Here is a 17,764-nt window from a genome sequence, read left to right as displayed (position 1 = left end):
GACTTTCGAAGAGGTTGCGCGAAAGCTACTTCCAGGCGAAAACGGGTTGTTCCAGCCCGTCGACCGGGTCGTGGCGGCCTTCCAGTCCCAGCCACCGCAGCTGCAGGAGCACCGCCCCGGTGGGCGCGTGGATCAGGTCGCCCCCCAACGGAATCTGGACAACCGGTCGCGGGCTCTCCGGGATGGCGATGAATCGCGGCGAATCGTCACGTTGCAGTTGGTGCAGGCCCACCCGGTACACCGCGACGACCTCGTCGGGCGATGGGCGCGGATCCAGGCGGCCGCCTCCCCAAATCACCACCGGCGTAATGACATATCCGGACCGGGTCGGGTAATCGTCGAGCAGTCCCAGCACGGTCGCCTCGGGGAGTTCGATGCCGACCTCCTCGCGCAATTCCCGCAGCGCGGCCTCGACGGCGGTCTCGCCCGGGTCGAGGCGGCCACCGGGTAACGCCCACTGCGCGGCGTGCGAAGTGAGTCGAGAAGCCCTGCGGCACAGCAGGAAAGCCGCCCCGCCCGACACGTCGACCATGCGCCCGTCGAGGCCGGCCGCGGGCAGCCCTCGATCGACGTTCCAGTCGTCCACCGGCGCCGGATCCACCCGGTCCTCCCCGACATCGGAGTCGACGAGCACCACCGCCACGGCGGCGTGCCGCTTGGCCGGATCGGCCACGCTTCGACGCTCGTGGCCGGCGAGATTGCTCCGGATCCGCTCGTGTAGTACCTGGTCATAGGGGATGGTCACCGCTCGAGCCTAGGCGGGGTCGTCCGGGCCGCGTGCTTGGTCCCCACCCGTCACCGGTGGTTAACTGCCAGCATGCGACGACAACCCGAGTTGGCCCGACGCTTCTTCGATCGCTACGAGCCGGTGCACGCGGTGACGTATTTCGCGCCCGAGGCCCGGGCGGCGTTGGACGCGTTGGGTTACCGGGGTTTCTGGATGGGCTATTTCGCGGCCCGCTCCGCGCCGCTGGGCATGGTGCCGCGGGAGGTCGTGACCTCGGTCTTCTACAACTTCGCGCCCGAACGGGTTGCCAAGGCGTTGCCGGCGGCGTGGGAGATCGCGGGTCCGGAGGCCGCATTGCGGGCGCGCCAGGAGTCCGCGGTGGCGGCGCTGCGCCGCTACGGCCTCGGGTCGGACGAAAACGTCCGCGTGGCAGCCGAACTCGCCGGGAAGGCGGCACGCCACGCGCCGCTCGATGCCCGCCCGCTGTTCGCCGCTAATCTGGCCCTGCCCTGGCCCGACGATCCCCTGGCCGCGCTGTGGCACGCCACGACGCTGCTGCGCGAACAGCGCGGTGACGGGCACGTGGCGGTGCTGGCGGCGGCGGGCATCTCCGGACGTGAATCCAACGTCTTACACGCCGCGGCGGGCAACGTCGCGCGCGACTACATCGCCCGCACCCGCGATTACGACGAGGCGGCATGGCGCCATCACGAACAGCGCCTCGCCGAGCGCGGGTTGCTACGCGATGACGGGACGCTGACCGCCGCGGGGCGCGAACTGAAGGACCACATCGAGTCGAGCACCGACGCCCTTTGCCTGTCGGTGCTCGACGTGCTCAGCGACGACGAGGTCGAAACGCTGTTTCGGGCGCTGTCCCCCATCACGCGCGCCGTGGTCGCCGCCGGCGATATCCCCGCCGCGACCCCGATGGCGTTACGCCGCGACGAATTGCAGGATGACAACGCACATTTGGTGGACCGATGAGCGCCCGGCGAGTGCCCGGCGGGGTGGTGCACAAGCTGCCCGCCGACCTGCGCGAGTCGTTGCTCGCCAACCCCACGGCCCTGGCCGCCTGGAACGACATCACGCCGCTGGCCCGAAACGAGTTCATCTGCTGGGTCGAGGATGCCAAGCAGGAGGCCACCCGGGCGCGCCGCATCCGCCGCACCGAGGAGGAGCTGGAGGAAGGCAAACGCAGGCCGTGCTGCTGGCCGGGCTGCAAACACCGCGAACGCACCGGAAGGTAGGCGCCCTAGCGTCCCAGCGGTTTGTAGAAGACCAGGCCGTTGCCCTTGTTGTCATAGACCACGGCGCGTCGTTCGTGGGCGTCGTCGTAGGGGCCCTTGACGATGCCACCACCGCTGGCCTCGACAGCCTTCGCCGCGGCGTCGACGTCCGCGGTCTTGATGCCGACGACGACCTGGCCGGGGATGGGATGGTCCACGGCGGTTGCCAGCGCCAACGTGACCGGGCCCGCATCCAGGGCCGCGAAGTGCGCCCCGTCGCGAAACTTCAACGGCATGCCCAGGGTCTCGCTGTAGAACCGGATCGACTCGTCCAGGTCGTCGGTGGACAGGATGATCATCTTTGCTTCGTGCTCGGTCATGGCGCCTCCGTGTGGCTGGATCGCTATCAGCCTAGGCGGACGGGCATCCCGGGGAGCGGCTCAGGCGGCGTCGGTCGGAACCGGTTGCCCCTCAAGGTAATCCATCGGCGGCGCCTCCCCATGTCCCGCGCCGCGGTAGGCCACCGCGGTTGCCAGCGCCGAGCCACCTTCGATGGTGCCCACCACAACCACCCGGTCGTTGACGGTGAATTGCGGTGCCGCGACGGCGGGTTGGCTGCCGCGATGGGTGATGACGGTGGTGTCCGGGGTGAAGCGATAGGTCTGGGTGTACCCGTCGGGGCTGCGCATGGTGACCGAGTCCACCGTCACGGCGATCACGGTGCCCTCCTGCTTCACCGGCTGCGAGACGGAAGGCGGACTGACCTCGGCGGTCACGGTTCGTTTGTCGGCGCGAACCCCGTTGAGCACCAACGCCGTCAGGCACGCCGCGCATATCAGGGCAGCACAGACGATCTCGCACACCTTCGCCGCACCGGACAGACGCTGACCTCGATCGGTCGGCGTCTGGGTTTGCTCCAGCGACTCCGGCATGCGGTGTTTGGCGGCCACGATCCGTCCTTCCTGCGGCTTGCGCCGAAGGACATCGACACCCACCGAATCAGGTTGTTGCCGTGGAACTACCCGCCGTGCTATGCCGGTAAACCGGGCGCCCCCCGGGATGGGGGCACAGGACGGGCGTCAGCCTTTGGTCAGGGTGAACTGCGCGACGTCGGTGTAGCCCTCACGGAACAGGTCCGCGCAGCCGGTCAGGTACTTCATGTACCGGTCGTAGACCTCTTCGGACTGAATCTCGATGGCCTCGTCGCGGCGCGCCTCGAGTGCGGCCGCCCAGGTGTCGAGGGTGCGCGCGTAGTGCAGGCGCAGCGGCTGCACCAGCTTCACCCCGAAGCCGGCACGCTGGGCGTGCTCCACGACGCCCTTGGCCTGGGGTAGATCCCCGCCCGGGAAGATCTCGTCCATGATGAATTTCATGAAGCGCAGCTTGGTCATGGTGATGGGCAGCCCGCGCTCGGCGAACTCCTCGTCGCTGGGCTTGATGATTGTGTGCAGCATCATCACGCCGTCCGCCGGAAGAGCCTCATAGGCGGTCTTGAAGAAATCGTCGTAGCGGTCACGCCCGAAGTGCTCGAAGGCGCCGATCGACACGATGCGGTCGACCTTGTCGTCGAACTGCTCCCAGCCCTGCAGCAGCACCCGCTTGGACCGCGCGGACGGATGCGCGTCGAGGCGGCGCTGCACGTGCGCCTGCTGATTGCGGCTCAGCGTGAGCCCGACGACGTTGACGTCATAGCGCTCGAGCGCGCGGACGATCGTGGTGCCCCAGCCGCACCCGACGTCGAGCAACGTCATGCCCGGCTGCAATCCCAGCTTGCCCAGCGAGAGGTCGACCTTGGCGATCTGCGCCTCTTCCAGCGTCATGTCCTCGCGCTCGAAATACGCGCAGCTGTAGGTCCGCGTCGGATCCAGGAAAAGCGCGAAGAACTCGTCGGACAGGTCGTAGTGCGCTTGTACGTCCTCGAAATGCGGTTCCAAGCTGACGGCATCGCCGGGATTTTCGGACAAGGCACAACCTCTGACTTATTCATATCGGGTTCAACGGCGCGATCGAATCGATCGCCGCACGGACGCCCCAGTGTATCCGGCCGGCACACCGTGCCCCTCCGCCGAGTTCCCGACCAGCCTAGTGCCGCCGAAATGGCTCTCAGCCTGCCAGAACACTTACGTCGGCGCAAATTTGCTAATCCCCTGCGGCGCAGAGCAACTCGGGCACGCACATCCAGGCGGTGCCGGCGGGGTCGTTACATCGACCCCGCAAGCGGGTAAGACGAGGCTGGCGTTCTTCAATGATGTCGAACGCGATAACCCAGCCGGCTGACCGGCGTCACAGGGGCGGAGGAGCACCGATGGCCGACATCACCATGTTGATCCTCGCCGACCACGATTGGTTCCGCGAACAGTTCGCCCAGCTGGATTACCTCCAGGCACAGCAGCCGGCCGACCACACCGGGCTCGAACGGGTGTGGCGGCCGCTCGCCGACAAGCTCGACGTGCACGCCTACATCGAGGAAAAGATCTTCTACCCCCAACTGCTCAAACGGGGTGGCGAGGACGCCGAGGGCGAAACCCTCGACGCCATCGGTGACCACAACGACATCCGCGACGGGGTCCGCGACGCCGACGCGGCCGAACTCGGCAGCGAGCAGTGGTGGGCGGCGGTCGGGCGCACCCGCGAGGCCAACGACGATCACATGGGCGAGGAGGAACGCGAAGGGCTCTCGGACTTCCGCCGCAACGCCCCGATCGGCCTTCGCGAAGCGCTCGGGCGCCAATACAGCGAGTTCATGGCCGAGCACCCCACCACCGAGGGGCTGCCCATCACGGACCGGGACCCGCGTCGCTATGTCGAGCAGGTGGAGGCCCCCCGCCCCGAGCCCGCGGACTTCTCGTTGCGCATCGGCAGCCTGAAAGGCCAGTGACGCGCGCCCGTGACCGGGCGAACGTGACAGGGATAACCGCGCGTCGGCTCCGGTGGCGCAGCGATGCCGCCGACGTCAATGCCGGCGACCCGTTCTAGCTGGCGTTTGTCGCACGCGATCGTGGCCGAGCGGGATCGCGGCGATCGCCGCCGGTCGTCCCACGTCAGGCCCGTGAAGCCCACCCCGCCGGTTGTCCCTGAGAAAGTTGTGGGTAAGTCTTGATTCGATGGTTATTCGACGCCGCCGGAGGAAATGGGCACGTAGAGAAATCAGGGTCGCCGACCCCGCGATGCGCCGAACCATCATGGGCACCGCGATCGGGAACTTCATGGAGTGGTACGACTTCGGGGTCTACGGGTACATCGCGACCACGATCGCCCAGGTGTTCTATCCCGGCAAGAACGTCAGCGGAGTCCACCTCATCGCGACCTTCGGAACGCTCGCGGCGGCGTTCGTCGTGCGTCCGCTCGGCGGGTTCATCTTCGGTCCGCTGGGCGACCGGATCGGGCGCCACCGCGTCCTGGTGGTCACCATCCTGATGATGACGGTGAGCACGACCGTGACCGGCCTGCTGCCCACCTACAGCACCATCGGCATCTGGGCGCCGATCCTGCTCGTCCTCGCGCGAATATTCCAGGGCCTGTCGACCGGTGGTGAATACGTCGGCGCCATGACCTATCTCGTCGAGCAGGCCCCCGATCACAAACGCGGCATGATGGTCGGGTTCCTGCCGATGGGCAATCTAGTGGGGTTCGTCCTGGCGGGGTTGCTGGTGACCGGGCTGCAGACCTGGCTGCCCGAGGACGCCATGCTGACCTACGGCTGGCGGATTCCGCTGCTGTTGGGCTTGCCTTTCGGGCTGGTCGCGCTGTTCCTGCGGCTGCGGCTCGAGGAGTCCTCGGCCTACCAGAGCGCCCACGACGACGCGCACGCGGGCGACCAGGGCCGTCAACAGATTCACCGCACCATCGTCGAGCAGTGGCGACCCATGCTGATCTGCGCGGCGCTGGTGCTGACCTCCCAGGTCGCCGACTTCATGCTCACCGGATACCTGCCGACGTACCTGCGGCTGTTCGTGCGCGTGGGCCACACCGCCGGACTCGTCATGATCGTGACCACGTTGGCGATCCTGATGGGCACGGTGGTGCTAGTCGCGGCCTTGTCCGATCGCATCGGCGTCAAACCCATCATGTGGACGGGGTGCGGCCTGCTGATCGTCGCCTCCATCCCGGCGTTCCTGCTCATCCGCTTCGGCGGCATCTACCCGGTGATCTTCATCGGCGTGCTGCTGATCGGCCTGATGGAGCTGTGCTTCGACAGCACCGGGCCGGCCATGCTGCCGGCGCTGTTCCCCACCAACGTGCGCTACGGCGCGCTGGCCATCTCCTACAACATCTCGATTTCACTCGTCGGCGGCATCACGCCGCTGATCGCCCAGGCTCTGGTTTCGGGCACCGGCAACGTGATGGTGCCGGCCTACATGCTGATCTTCGGGGGCGTGGTGGGCGCGATCACGCTCCTGTTCACCCCCGAGGTCGCCGGCAAGCCGTTGCCGGGCTCCGGGCCCGCGGTCGAAACCGAGCGGGAGGCTCGCGCGCTCGCCGACGACGTCCGCTAGCGACCGTCCCGCGGCGGATGGCCGTTTGGGCCGCCACCCGCTGTGGCTATTAGGAGGTAGGCCGTCCCTCCGGTGGGCGGCGCGACGGCAACAGTTGGGGGCGACACGCATGGAACCGATATCACCGACGGATGCGCTGTTCCTCATCGGCGAATCACGCGAACATCCGATGCACGTGGGCGCGCTACAGCTCTTCGAGCCGCCCGAGGATGCCGGCCCGCATTTCGTCCGCGAGTCCTATCAGGCGATGCTCGAATGCACCGACGTGCAACCGGCCTTCAGCAAGCGTCCGGCCTTCTTCGGCGGCGTCACCAACGTCGCGTGGTCCTTCGACAAGGAGGTCGAGCTCGACTACCACCTTCGCCGTTCCGCGCTTCCGGAACCGGGACGGGTGCGAGACCTCCTGGAGCTGGTTTCCCGGCTGCACGGCAGCCTGCTCGACCGGCACCGCCCGATGTGGGAGGCGCATTTGGTCGAGGGCCTGCAGGACGGGCGGTACGCCGTGTACACGAAGTACCACCACTCCCTGATGGACGGCGTCTCGGCGCTTCGCCTGATGCAGCGGGCCTTCACCTCCGATCCCGACGACGACGACGTGCGGGTCCCGTGGAGCATGGCGCCGCGCAAGCGCGGCGGACGCAGAAGTCCGTCCCTGTTCGGGCGGGTGGGCCGCACCGCGGGGTCGGCGCTGGCGCTGGCGCCGTCCACGCTGAAGCTCGCGCGGGCCGCGCTGCTCGAACAACAACTCACGCTCCCGTTCCAGGCGCCGCGGTCGATGTTCAACGTCCGGATCGGCGGTGCGCGGCGGGTGGCGGCCCAGTCCTGGGCGTTGGAGCGCATCAACGCGGTCAAGGCGGCCGCCGGCGTCACGGTCAACGACGTCATTCTCGCCATGTCGGCCGGGGCCCTGCGCGCTTACCTGCTGGATCAGAACGCGCTGCCGGACGCCCCACTGACCGCGATGGTCCCGGTGAATCTGCGCAAGGACGACGACGACCGCGGCGGGAACATGGTCGGTACCTTCCTGTGCAACCTCGCCACCGATCTCGACGATTCGGCGAGACGGCTCGAGGTCATCAGCGCATCCATTCGCGACACCAAAGAGGTGTTCTGGCAGCTGCCGCCGGTTCAGCAGTTGGCCCTGTCCGCCTTCAACATCGGGGGCCTGTTCCTCGGGTTGGTCCCCGGCTACCTTTCCGCGGCCTCGCCGCCGTTCAACATCGTCATCTCGAACGTGTCGACGGGTCGCTCGGAGCAGCTGTACTGGCGCGGGGCCCGCCTGGACGGAAACTATCCGCTGTCCATTCCCCTCGACGGCCAGGCGGTCAACATCACGGTGACCAACAACGCCGACAACCTCGACTTCGGCCTGGTCGGCTGCCGGCGCAGCGTCCCGCACCTGCAGCGGATGCTCGGTCATCTAGAGGAGTCGTTGAAGGACCTGGAGATCGCCACGGGTGCCTGAGATGCCGTGCGCCACAGCCCTTTTCGGATCGGCGGTCAGGGCAGCTTGATCACCGACACGTACATCTCGACGATCGGGCGGAAGAGGTCCACGTCATCGAGTTGACTGCCCAACACCACCGAGTCGCTGGTGGCGACGAGGACCTGGGCGAACGTCGACGCGGGGATCAGCAACGTCCCGCCGAGCCGGTCGATGCCCGCCACGATGAACTTGGCCAGCGCCTCGACGGCCTCTGATCGCTTGGCGGCCACGCGTTCCCGCGCCTCGGGGTTGCGCAGCAGGTACAGCATGAACTCGTGACCCAGCGCGGCGTGCTCCGCCCCCCGATCGCGGCTGAGCTGACTCCAGCGCTTGGCGATCTCGTCGAGTTCGCGCGCACCGACCTGCGTCGCCGGCGCCATCACCTCGGTGAAGTTGACGAAGTACCGGCGCCAGTAGCGGTCGCTGACCGCCAGAAACAGGTCTTCCTTCGTCGAGAAGTGTTTGTAGATGGCGCCTTTCGTGTACCCGGCGGCGTGGGCGATATCGTCGAGCGTCGCGGCGACGAACCCCTTTTCGCCGAAGACTTCCTCGGCGGCGTCGACCAATAGCGAGCGAGTGTGCTCGAGGCGGCGCTCTCGCGTCCAACGCTCAACCATGCGCCAGATTCTGCCAGAGCTTGCGAGAAGCTATTCCGTTTCTCAGATACTCGTGAGTATATTGCTCGGAGCGTGGAATGCCGACCCCGGAGGACACCAGCGTCATGAGCGATCTCGCGAACAGGAACCAGCCGTCGTCCGTCACCGAGCCACTGCCCGGCGCGGGCGAACTCGGCGCGCAGGCCGCGTCGCCGGTGCGACCGATCAAGATTTGGGCCGCCGCCGGTGGCGCGCTGCTGGTGCTCCAGCTCTACGTGTGGATCCGGTGGATCACCGGCCCGTATTTCGAACGGGTGCCGTCGGGGCCGAGCGAGCCGCCGATGTACATGAAGGTGCCGCTGATGGCGAACGCGGTGGTGTTGTGGATCGCGCTGCCGGTCGTCGTGTGGTGGTTCTTCATCAGGCCGTGGCGGCGCGAGCGGCGGATCACGTTGGACGGCATGCTCGTGCTGTCGATGGGCCTGATGTTCTTCCAGGATCCGCTGCTGAACTACTTCAACACGTGGTGCACCTACAACACCTGGCTGTTCAACCGCGGCTCCTGGTCGTCGAACATTCCGGGTTGGGTCTCCCCGGAGGAGCCGGGCCGTCAGGTGTCCGAGCCGTTGTTGACCAACGCTCCGGGTTACGCCTACGGCGTCCTGCTGATCACGATCGTCGGGTGTTGGATCATGCGCAAAATCAAGACGCGCTGGCCGAACCTCAGCAATCTTCGCTTGGTCCTCGTCACCTACGCGCTCGCGTTTGTCTTCGATTTCGTCATGGAGGGTCTGGTCCTGCTACCGATCGGCTTCTACACCTACCCCGGCGCCATCAGGTCCGTGTCGATCAATGCCGACACCTACTACCAATGGCCGGTCTACGAAGGCCTGATGTGGGGTGGTGTGCAGGCCGCGCTGTGCTGTCTGCGCTTCTTCACCGACGATCGCGGCCGCACCGTGGTCGAACGCGGATTGGACCACGTGCGAGGCGGATTCGCCAGACAGCAGTTCACGCGCTTCCTGGCGATCTTCGCCGGCGTCAGCTCGTGCTTCTTTTTCTTCTACAACGTGCCCGCGCAATGGATCGGGATGCACTCCGACCCGTGGCCCCAAGACCACCAGAAGCGTTCGTACTTCAACGGCGGCATCTGCGGCGACGGGACGGACACGCCATGCCCGAATCCCGCTCTGCCCATACCCACCAAGCGTTCCGGGTACGTCGACGTGCACGGCCATCTCGTCCTCCCGCCGGGCGGCCAGCTGCCGGAGGTCGTCCCCTTCGAGCGCGCGCGAGGGCGCTAGGTGCTGACGAATTCCCAGACCACCGTGCGCCCGGCGTCGGAGGCGCCGTTCTATCGGCCCGCCGGCGATGAGGTGGAGGTGTTCCGCGCCGCCGCCCGCCGCGGCCTGCCGGTGCTGCTGAAGGGCCCGACGGGATGTGGGAAGACCCGGTTCGTGGAGGCGATGGCCCACGCGCTCGGCCGCAACCTGATCACCGTCGCGGCGCACGAAGACATGACGTCGGCCGACTTGGTCGGGCGTTTCCTTCTCAAAGGGGGAGAAACGGTCTGGGTGGACGGGCCGTTGACGCGGGCCGTTCGCGAGGGCGCGATCTGCTACCTGGACGAGATCGTCGAGGCGCGCCAGGACACCACGGTGGTCATCCATCCGCTCGCCGATCATCGCCGCGAACTTCTGGTCGACCGCCTGGGAACGACGGTGCCCGCGGCACCGGGATTTCAACTGGTCATTTCCTACAATCCCGGCTACCAGAGCGTGCTGAAGAACATCAAAGAGTCGACCCGGCAGCGATTCGTGGCCATCGAACTCGACTTCCCGCCCGTCGAGGCCGAGACGGAAGTCGTTGCCCACGAAGCGGGAATCGACGATGCGACGGCGCGCGCCCTGGTCACCGTGGGCAACGCGATCCGAAAGCTCGATGGCTCACCGCTGCGCGAAGTGTCATCCACCCGCACGCTGATCCTGGCCGGCAGCCTGGTCGCCGAAGGACTCAGCCTGCGCAGCGCCGTCCAGGCGGCGATCGTGCGGATCCTCTCCGATGACCGGGAGGTCGTCACGGCGCTCGGCGAGCTCGTCGATTCCCTGCTGCCTCCAGGATGATGGAACCCGTTGGCCCGCAACGGTATCGGCTCCTCGCCACCCACCTGGCCGGCCGGGCGGTCGACGTCGCCCAGGCGGCGCCCGGCCAGGACGCCTACACGAACGGCGGCGTCATCTTCGTCCCGGCCGCCGACCCCGCCGGGCAGCAGCGCCGGCAGGTGCTGGTCCAGGCCGCGCTGCTCGGCGCGGGCAGCCTGGATCGGCGGCTGGTGAAGCGGCTGCGGGGCCGGCCGGCGATCGCGCGCCGCTACCTCGCGCTGGAAGGCCACCGGGTGCTCGCCGAACTCGCCCCCACCGTTGCGCTGGCGGCGGCGCTTTGCCCCGACGGTGAGCCCCGCACCGCAACCGCGGACGGGTCCCTCGAAATGGCCAGGGGCACAAGCCGAATCGCGGACCCTCCGGCGTGGTTCGGTGTCATCCGGCCGGCCCAACTCCTGGCGTCGTCCGACAGCGGGGCCGCGCCGGCCACGAATACGAACCTGCGGACGGCGAGCGAGCTCGTCGCCGAGCGGGAGCCCGACGACGAGGACGAGGCCGCCTCCGAGGAAAGCAAGGTCCTCAAGCTGTTCGAGAACCCGCTGTTCAGTTCGCGGGCACTGATGGACTTTCTGCGAAAGCTGTTGGGCGAGGCGCCGTCGCGCGGCGACGACCCGTCGGGCGGGGAGTTTGAGGCGCGCTCGATTCGGCCGGCACGGGCGGTCGGCGCGTCAGCCCGTCCACTTCCGACGCGCATCAATTTCGTCGGCGACCGGCCCGGCGCGGCGCTGGGAATCGGCGGTGCACTGCATCCGGAATGGGACGTCTTCAACAACCGCTATCGGGCGGACTGGTGCCGCGTCATCGATTTTCCGCTCACCGAGCCCACCCACATCTCGGCCGCGCACGTCTCGCACGACGACGAGCTGCGGCGACGATTGGCACGCGTCGGTCTCGGCCCCAAGCTCCTACGTGCGCGCCCCGACGGTGACGAGATCGACATCGAGGCGCTCGTCGATCTCTTCGTCGACCTGCGCTCCGGTTGTTCACCCACGGACGCCGTCTACACCCAGCGCCGCAACGTCGTTCGGAACCTCGGCGTCCTCATCCTGCTCGACGCGTCCGGATCGGCCACCGACGCCGACCAGCGGGGGAACAGGGTCCACGACCACCAGCGGCGCGCGGCGGCAACCGTGGCGATGACCCTGGAGGAACTCGGCGACCGCGTGGCCATCTACGCGTTTCGGTCCCACGGGCGGCACGCCGTGCACCTGCCGGCGATCAAAACGTTCGGACAGCGTTTCGGCGCCCCGCAACGCGCGCGGCTCAATCAGCTTGAGCCGTCGGGGTATACGCGCCTGGGTGCGGCGATCCGCGGCGCGGGGGAGATACTCAACACCGAGTCCGGCACACCCAACCGGCTGCTTCTTGTCCTGTCCGACGGGTGCCCCTACGACGACGGCTACGACGGTCGCTACGCGGAGGCCGACGCGAACAAGGCGCTCGAGGAACTCCGTGGCGACGGCGTGGCCTGCCTGTGCCTGTCCATCGGGAGCGCCACCGCCGCCGAAGAGCTCGAGCGCGTCTTCGGCTCCGCGCGCTACGTCAGCGCCGCGACCCTGGCCGAGGTGAGTCCGCGGATGGACGAGATGTTCCTGACGGCGCTACGCGAGCGCGCCGCACCGGGGCCGGCGTGAGGGGGCGATTGCTACCACGGCACCTACTGTAAGGTCCACGGTAAGACCGCGCATGCCCGATTCGGGGAAGGGTGAGCCATGCCAAGCATTGTTGACACGCGAAATCGGCCACGGCCCGACGTCGATCTGACCGACGGCGCCTTCTACGCGGGCGACTCGCGCCCGGTCTATCGGTGGATGCGCGAGAACGAGCCGGTCTTTCGGGACCGCAACGGGTTGGCCGCCGCGGCGACGTATCAGGCCGTGATCGACGCCGAGCGGGCGCCCGAGCTGTTCTCCAACGCCGGCGGTATCCGGCCGGACCAGGACGCGCCGCCCATGATGATCGCGATGGATGACCCCGCCCACCTGTTGCGGCGCAAACTCGTCAACGCGGGCTTCACCCGGAAACGCGTCAAGGACCGGGAGGCCTCGATCGGCGCGCTGTGCGACGCCCTGATCGACAACGTCTGCGAACGCGGCGAGTGCGACTTCGTCTGGGACCTTGCGGCCCCGCTGCCCATGGCGGTCATCGGCGACATGCTCGGGGTGCTGCCCGAGGAGCGGCAGATGTTTCTGCGCTGGTCTGACGACATGGTCACCATGCTCAGCAGCACGACCGCGCAAGAGGACTTCCAGGTCTCCATCGACGCCTTCGCCGCCTACACCGAATACATGACGAGCATGATCGCGGCGCGCAAGGCCGAGCCGACCGATGACTTGGTCAGCGTGCTGGTGCACGCGGAGGTCGACGGCGAGAAGCTCGCCGACCACGAGATCGTGACCGAGGTGTTGTTGTTGCTCATCGGCGGCGACGAGACCACCCGGCACACGCTGTCCGGCGGCACCGCGCAGATCCTGCGCCACCCGCGACAGCACCGGCAACTGGTCGACGACGTGGCGCTGCTGCCCAACGCGATCGAAGAGATGCTCAGGTGGACCGCGCCGGTCAAGAACATGGCCCGCACCATGACCGCCGATCTCGAGTTCCACGGCACCCAGCTCGCGCGGGGCGAGAAAATCATCCTGCTCTTCGAATCGGCGAACTTCGACGAGGCCGTGTTCGGGGATCCCGAGAGCTTCCGGATCGACCGCTATCCCAACAACCATCTGGCGTTCGGCTTCGGAACCCATTTCTGCCTGGGCAACCAGCTGGCGCGTCTGGAGCTCTCGATGATGCTCGAGCGACTACTCAAACGCCTGCCCGACATGGAGCTGGTGTCTCAGGACCCGCTGCCGCTGCGGCCGGCCAACTTCGTCAGCGGCCTCGAGCGCATGCCGGTCACGTTCACGCCCTCGGCGCCCTCGGGCGGCTGAGCTGGAACCCAGCGTGAAAGTTATTGTTGGACAGCGTTATCCGCGTCGGTTGTGTAGTCCAAGTAGACGCTGGTGCCGTTGGGGCGGGCGTGGATCGTGCAGTGATCGGCGAGGCGGTGCATCAGCGTGATGCCACGCGAGGCGCGGGGATCGGTGGTCAGCCTCGACGAGGGCTTGCGCCAACTTCCGCGATCGCTGACGCATACCCGGATTGACTCGGCGCCGGGATCGTAGCTGGCCTGCAATTTCATTGCGCCGGCCTCGCGACGGGAGCGGTAGGCGTGCTCGACGCAATTGGCCAACGCCTCGTTCACCCCCAGAACGACGTCCTCACGAATGTCCTCCGGCGCGCGCACCTCGTGCCGCAGCCAGTGTTGCAATACATGGCGCCACTTCGCCGCCGTGTCGGGGCGCGCTGTGCCGGCGAGCGTCAAGCGCACCGGCGCGGCTGTCTCCTGCAGTAGCGGACTCATGAGAGCCGGATACCCAGATGCGGTTGCGGCGATAACCTTCTCGCGGTATCGCTTCGGCCACAGACCGGTTTCCATCCAGGATCGCCTGGTCACGGCGCCGGGAGGCGGTCAGCGCCGACGGCGCGGCGTCAGCACCGGCGTCACGAGTTCGCCGGTGTCGAGGTAGCTGTCGAGGTTGCGGATCGCCAGCAGCGCCATCGCCCGGCGGGTCCGGGCCGTGGCGCTGCCGATGTGCGGGAGAAGGACCACGTTGTCCAGGTCGCACAGTTCGGCCGGCACATGCGGCTCGTCGGCGTAGACGTCCAGGCCGGCCCCCGCCAGCCCGCCGCCGACGAGCAGCTCCACCAGCGCGTCCTGATCGACGACGCTGCCCCGGGCGATGTTGATCAGATACCCCTCGGGACCCAAGGCCGCCAGCACGGAGCGGTCGACCAGCTTGTGGGACTCGTGGTCGCCCGTGGTGGCGACGACCAGCACGTCGACCGACTCGGCGAGCTCCACAGCCGACGCGGCGTAGCGGTAGGGCGACCCGTCGATGCGACGCCGGTTGTGATACGCGATGGCGCAATCGAATCCGAGCAGCCGGGTGGCGATCGCCGAACCGATGCGGCCCAGGCCGAGGATGCCCACCTGGAGGCCGCTGACGTCCCTGGCGTACGGGAACCGGCCCTCGCGCGCCCAGCGGCCCGCCCGCACGTAGCGGTCGGCGGCGCCGAAGCGGCGCAGGGTCATCAGCATCAGGCCCAGCGCCGTGTCGGCGACCGTGTCCGACAGCACGTCCGGGGTGTTGCTCACGCCGATGCCCCGGCGCTTCGCCGCCGCCAGGTCGATCAGGTCCACCCCGGCCCCGTCGTTGACGATGGCCTCGAGGTTGGGCAGCGCGGCGATGGTGTCGGCGTCGACGCCCGGCGGTCCCCACGTCAGCAGCACGCGCACGTCGGCTCCGTGCTCGGCCAGGAATCGGGCTCGCGCCGGGCCGTCGGGAAGCTTCGCAATGTCGTAGCGCGCCGCCAGTTCTTCTGCCAGCGTCGGCTCCAGCTCGCCGACCCTCAGCACGCCGCTCAGTTCCTTGGCCGTCACGTCCCCATCATGCGTGAAGCCCGCGCGGTATCCAGCGACGGGCCGCGTGGGAAGCAATCGCGATGCGGGACGGTTGAACCGCGAATGCGCATCGGAGTCGTCTTCCCGCAGACCGAGCTCGGACCGGACCCCGCCGTCGTACGCGCCTACGCCGAGCGCGTCGAAGAACTCGGGTTCGCCCACATCCTGGCCTACGACCATGTCGTCGGCGCCGACACGACCGTGCACCGGGGCTTCGAGGGCCCCTACGACATCGACTCGACGTTTCACGAGCCGTTCGTCATGATGGGCTACCTGGCCGCGGTCACCAGCCTGGAACTCGTCACGGGCGTCATCATTTTGCCGCAGCGGCAGTCGGTGCTGGTGGCCAAGCAGGCCGCCGAGGTCGACCTGCTCACCGGCGGGCGCTTGCGGCTCGGTGTCGGATTGGGCTGGAACGCCGTGGAGTACGAAGCGCTCGGGGAGACGTTCACCAACCGCGGAAAACGTTCCGAAGAACAGGTCGAGCTCATGCGCATGCTGTGGACGCAGCGATCGGTCACCTTCAAGGGCAAGTACCACACCGTGACCGGCGCGGGCCTGGCCCCCCTGCCCACCCAGCGGCCGATCCCGGTGTGGTTCGGGGCGGCCTCCGATCGGGCCTACGAACGCGCCGGTCGCCTCGGCGACGGGTGGTTTCCGATGACCGCGCCGGGCCCCGACCTGGACCACGCGCTCGCGCAGGTGAACCGGGCGGCCGAGGCGGCGGGCCGGGACCCGCGGAGCATCGGCATGGAAGGCCGGGTCAGCTGGACCGGTGACCCCGACAAGCTCGCCGCCGACATCGCCGCGTGGAAAGCCGCCGGGGCCAGCCATCTGTCGGTGAACACCATGAAGGCCGGCTTTGCGCACGTCGACGACCACCTCGCCGCATTGGAACGAGTGGCCGCCGACCTGAGCTAGCGTCCCGCGTCAGGCGCGCGCGTCCGCGGAGAGCTGAGCGACCAGGCTCAGGTGCGCGTTGCGGCGGTGGGGTTTTGACGGCTTGCCCTCGTCCCCAACGGATTCCGTCTCGAACGTTTCGCGGAGATGAACCTCCCCGCCCATGGCGGTATGCCGCCGCTCCCAGTCGCTGATCGCCTGATGGGCCGCATGGTCGAGATAGGTCGTGAGCAGGTGCAGCGTCACCGACGTGCGTTCCGGGATGGACGCCAGGACACCGGTCAGCCTCGGCAACGACAGGAACGTGCACGCCCCCTCGACGACGACGTGCCATCCATCCCCCACGGGCTTGGCCTCGATCCGGGCGCGCACCACCCGCCAACCGGTCACGATGACGGCCAAGGCGAGTCCGATCATGACGCCGTGCAGCAGGTTGAGAAAGACGACGCTGGTGATGGTCACCAGGTAGACGGCGAGATCACCGTTGCGCAAGGCGGTTTCGATGTGCGCCGGTTTGAGCAGTTCGATCCCGATGACGATGAGTAGGCCGGCAAGCGCAGCGGTCGGGATCTTTTCGACCAGCCCGGCGAAGGGCACGGCGAAGAGCAGGATCCAGAACCCGTGCATGATCGTCGAGGCACGCGTTCTCGCACCGACGTTCACGTTGGCCGCACTGCGCACGATGACACCGGCGATGGGCAGCCCACCGATCGCCCCCGATGCGATGTTCGCGGCGCCCTGCCCGATCAGCTCGCGGTTGAAGTCGGTTCGCGGTCCGTTGTGCATGCGATCGATCGATACCGCAGTCAGCAGGCTCTGAACGCTGGTGATCAGGGTGACCGTGATGACGGCGATCACGACGGCGCCCCAATTCCCGTGCGGCAGCGTCGGTAATTGCAGCGCGTCGAGCACCGAGCCGTTCAGCACGATCCGGGATACGTGGAAGGGGAACACCACCGAGATCGCCGTGACCACCACGATGGCGACCAGTGGCCCGGGGATGCCGGCCACCCGCGCCGGAGCCCAGCGCCAGGCGACGAGGATGGCGATCACCAGCAGCCCCAGCACCAGCCCCGGCCGGTGGGCGCCGACGATCTGCGCGGGCAGCCCGGTGACATTGCTCCATGCCGAGCTTTCCGAGGCGCCGCCCAGCAGCACGTGCACTTGCTGTAGCGCAATCGTGATCCCGATGCCGGCCAGCATGGCGTGCACGACGACCGGCGAGATCGCCAGTGCGGCGCGTGCAATTCGGCTGAATCCCAACACAACTTGCAGGATTCCGGCGACGACCGTGATGAAACATGTGATGCCCCAGCCGAACTGATGGACGACATCGGCGACGATGACGGTCAGTCCGGCGGCGGGCCCACTGACCTGCAGCGGCGATCCGCCGATCCATCCTCCGACGATGCCCCCGACGATCGCCGCGATCAAGCCGGCGAGAACGGGCGCATCCGAAGCGATTGCGATCCCGAGGGACAACGGGAGCGCCACCAGGAAAACCACCAGCGATGCGGGCAGGTCGTATTGGGCGATCTCGCGGAACCGGTCAATGCGGGACGATACGCCCTGCTCCACGCCTTGCCGACCCGACGATTCAGCGTGTTGCAAGAGCTTCTCCTGAATTCGTCAATGACGGTGGACTTTTGGGGTATCCATCCGACAAC

The 17,764-nt window shown here is 67.7% G+C and carries 18 protein-coding genes; 10 read left to right on the top strand and 8 right to left on the bottom strand.

Annotated features, from left to right (window positions below):
- Positions 1–25: 25 nt before the first annotated feature.
- Entirely contained in the window at positions 26–745 is a 720-nt protein-coding gene (locus P6281_RS00720) for an NUDIX hydrolase (protein ID WP_014378818.1), read from the bottom strand.
- Between the two features lie 72 nt (positions 746–817).
- Here P6281_RS00720 and P6281_RS00715 point away from each other — a divergent pair, with 72 nt between their 5' ends.
- Both P6281_RS00715 and P6281_RS00710 read left to right on the top strand, forming a co-directional pair.
- Positions 818–1,711, top strand: a complete 894-nt coding sequence (locus tag P6281_RS00715; RefSeq protein ID WP_014383617.1) for an SCO6745 family protein — start codon at positions 818–820, stop codon at positions 1,709–1,711.
- Positions 1,708–1,974 (top strand): YdeI/OmpD-associated family protein, encoded by a 267-nt coding sequence (locus P6281_RS00710; protein ID WP_014710794.1) that lies wholly within the window; start codon positions 1,708–1,710, stop codon positions 1,972–1,974. Before P6281_RS00715 ends, P6281_RS00710 begins: the two co-directional genes overlap by 4 nt.
- Positions 1,975–1,979: 5 nt before the next feature.
- On the opposite strand, the gene P6281_RS00705 is transcribed toward P6281_RS00710, so the two are convergent.
- From P6281_RS00705 to P6281_RS00695, 3 genes are all read right to left on the bottom strand, one after another.
- Positions 1,980–2,333, bottom strand: a complete 354-nt coding sequence (locus P6281_RS00705) for a VOC family protein (protein ID WP_009956869.1) — start codon at positions 2,331–2,333, stop codon at positions 1,980–1,982.
- A gap of 60 nt (positions 2,334–2,393) precedes the next feature.
- The gene (locus P6281_RS00700) at positions 2,394–2,948 is read right to left on the bottom strand and encodes a hypothetical protein (RefSeq protein WP_009956871.1); all 555 of its coding nucleotides are present in this window, start codon (positions 2,946–2,948) and stop codon (positions 2,394–2,396) included.
- Between the two features lie 84 nt (positions 2,949–3,032).
- Positions 3,033–3,917 carry a cyclopropane mycolic acid synthase family methyltransferase gene (locus tag P6281_RS00695; protein WP_009956872.1) on the bottom strand — a complete coding sequence of 295 codons (885 nt, stop codon included), beginning with the start codon at positions 3,915–3,917 and terminating at the stop codon, positions 3,033–3,035.
- A 341-nt stretch (positions 3,918–4,258) separates the two neighbouring features.
- On the opposite strand from P6281_RS00695, the gene P6281_RS00690 reads away from it, so the two are divergent.
- The 3 genes from P6281_RS00690 (at position 4,259) to P6281_RS00680 (ending at position 7,914) form a co-directional block, all read left to right on the top strand.
- A complete protein-coding gene (locus tag P6281_RS00690; RefSeq protein ID WP_009956873.1) occupies positions 4,259–4,831 on the top strand; it encodes a hemerythrin domain-containing protein in 573 nt (190 codons plus the stop codon).
- Positions 4,832–5,120: 289 nt separating this feature from the next.
- Entirely contained in the window at positions 5,121–6,449 is a 1,329-nt protein-coding gene (locus tag P6281_RS00685) for an MFS transporter (protein WP_009956874.1), read from the top strand.
- 109 nt (positions 6,450–6,558) lie between these two features.
- Entirely contained in the window at positions 6,559–7,914 is a 1,356-nt protein-coding gene (locus P6281_RS00680) for a WS/DGAT/MGAT family O-acyltransferase (RefSeq protein WP_324738571.1), read from the top strand.
- Positions 7,915–7,949: 35 nt separating this feature from the next.
- On the opposite strand, the gene P6281_RS00675 is transcribed toward P6281_RS00680, so the two are convergent.
- Positions 7,950–8,552, bottom strand: coding sequence for a TetR/AcrR family transcriptional regulator (locus P6281_RS00675; RefSeq protein ID WP_008262849.1), 603 nt, complete (start codon positions 8,550–8,552; stop codon positions 7,950–7,952).
- Positions 8,553–8,656: 104 nt separating this feature from the next.
- Between P6281_RS00675 and P6281_RS00670 the strand changes: the two genes are divergently transcribed.
- From P6281_RS00670 to P6281_RS00655, 4 genes are all read left to right on the top strand, one after another.
- Positions 8,657–9,835, top strand: a complete 1,179-nt coding sequence (locus P6281_RS00670) for a spirocyclase AveC family protein (RefSeq protein ID WP_157742375.1) — start codon at positions 8,657–8,659, stop codon at positions 9,833–9,835.
- The gene (locus tag P6281_RS00665) at positions 9,836–10,654 is read left to right on the top strand and encodes a CbbQ/NirQ/NorQ/GpvN family protein (RefSeq protein ID WP_009956878.1); all 819 of its coding nucleotides are present in this window, start codon (positions 9,836–9,838) and stop codon (positions 10,652–10,654) included. It begins immediately after the preceding gene.
- The gene (locus P6281_RS00660; RefSeq protein ID WP_014383615.1) at positions 10,651–12,327 is read left to right on the top strand and encodes a nitric oxide reductase activation protein NorD; all 1,677 of its coding nucleotides are present in this window, start codon (positions 10,651–10,653) and stop codon (positions 12,325–12,327) included. Before P6281_RS00665 ends, P6281_RS00660 begins: the two co-directional genes overlap by 4 nt.
- Before the next feature lie 78 nt (positions 12,328–12,405).
- Entirely contained in the window at positions 12,406–13,623 is a 1,218-nt protein-coding gene (locus tag P6281_RS00655; RefSeq protein ID WP_009956881.1) for a cytochrome P450, read from the top strand.
- 20 nt (positions 13,624–13,643) lie between these two features.
- On the opposite strand, the gene P6281_RS00650 is transcribed toward P6281_RS00655, so the two are convergent.
- Together P6281_RS00650 and P6281_RS00645 are read right to left on the bottom strand one after the other, a co-directional pair.
- Complete coding sequence (locus tag P6281_RS00650) at positions 13,644–14,063, bottom strand: ATP-binding protein (RefSeq protein WP_014383614.1); 420 nt, start codon at positions 14,061–14,063, stop codon at positions 13,644–13,646.
- 141 nt (positions 14,064–14,204) lie between these two features.
- Positions 14,205–15,176, bottom strand: coding sequence for a 2-hydroxyacid dehydrogenase (locus P6281_RS00645; RefSeq protein ID WP_009956883.1), 972 nt, complete (start codon positions 15,174–15,176; stop codon positions 14,205–14,207).
- 84 nt (positions 15,177–15,260) lie between these two features.
- On the opposite strand from P6281_RS00645, the gene P6281_RS00640 reads away from it, so the two are divergent.
- Positions 15,261–16,118: an LLM class F420-dependent oxidoreductase gene (locus tag P6281_RS00640; protein ID WP_014383613.1), complete on the top strand. Its 858-nt coding sequence runs from the start codon at positions 15,261–15,263 to the stop codon at positions 16,116–16,118.
- Between the two features lie 9 nt (positions 16,119–16,127).
- Here P6281_RS00640 and P6281_RS00635 read toward each other — a convergent pair whose 3' ends face one another.
- A complete protein-coding gene (locus P6281_RS00635; RefSeq protein ID WP_014378806.1) occupies positions 16,128–17,675 on the bottom strand; it encodes a SulP family inorganic anion transporter in 1,548 nt (515 codons plus the stop codon).
- Between the last annotated feature and the right edge of the window lie 89 nt (positions 17,676–17,764).

Source organism: Mycobacterium sp. 5-140-3-2 (assembly GCF_035666375.1).
Lineage (GTDB): Bacteria > Actinomycetota > Actinomycetes > Mycobacteriales > Mycobacteriaceae > Mycobacterium > Mycobacterium intracellulare.
Note: the sequence above shows the minus strand (reverse complement) of the source record. Positions and strands in the feature narration are given on the sequence as shown.

Bases quoted from the DNA above. Each gene is read 5' to 3' on its own strand.
- P6281_RS00715 (WP_014383617.1), top strand. From the start codon at position 818: ATGCGACGACAACCCGAGTTGGCCCGACGCTTCTTCGATCGCTACGAG.
- P6281_RS00710 (WP_014710794.1), top strand. From the start codon at position 1,708: ATGAGCGCCCGGCGAGTGCCCGGCGGGGTGGTGCACAAGCTGCCCGCC.
- P6281_RS00705 (WP_009956869.1), bottom strand. From the start codon at position 2,333: ATGACCGAGCACGAAGCAAAGATGATCATCCTGTCCACCGACGACCTG.
- P6281_RS00690 (WP_009956873.1), top strand. From the start codon at position 4,259: ATGGCCGACATCACCATGTTGATCCTCGCCGACCACGATTGGTTCCGC.
- P6281_RS00685 (WP_009956874.1), top strand. From the start codon at position 5,121: ATGCGCCGAACCATCATGGGCACCGCGATCGGGAACTTCATGGAGTGG.
- P6281_RS00680 (WP_324738571.1), top strand. From the start codon at position 6,559: ATGGAACCGATATCACCGACGGATGCGCTGTTCCTCATCGGCGAATCA.
- P6281_RS00675 (WP_008262849.1), bottom strand. From the start codon at position 8,552: ATGGTTGAGCGTTGGACGCGAGAGCGCCGCCTCGAGCACACTCGCTCG.
- P6281_RS00670 (WP_157742375.1), top strand. From the start codon at position 8,657: ATGAGCGATCTCGCGAACAGGAACCAGCCGTCGTCCGTCACCGAGCCA.
- P6281_RS00660 (WP_014383615.1), top strand. From the start codon at position 10,651: ATGATGGAACCCGTTGGCCCGCAACGGTATCGGCTCCTCGCCACCCAC.
- P6281_RS00655 (WP_009956881.1), top strand. From the start codon at position 12,406: ATGCCAAGCATTGTTGACACGCGAAATCGGCCACGGCCCGACGTCGAT.
- P6281_RS00640 (WP_014383613.1), top strand. From the start codon at position 15,261: ATGCGCATCGGAGTCGTCTTCCCGCAGACCGAGCTCGGACCGGACCCC.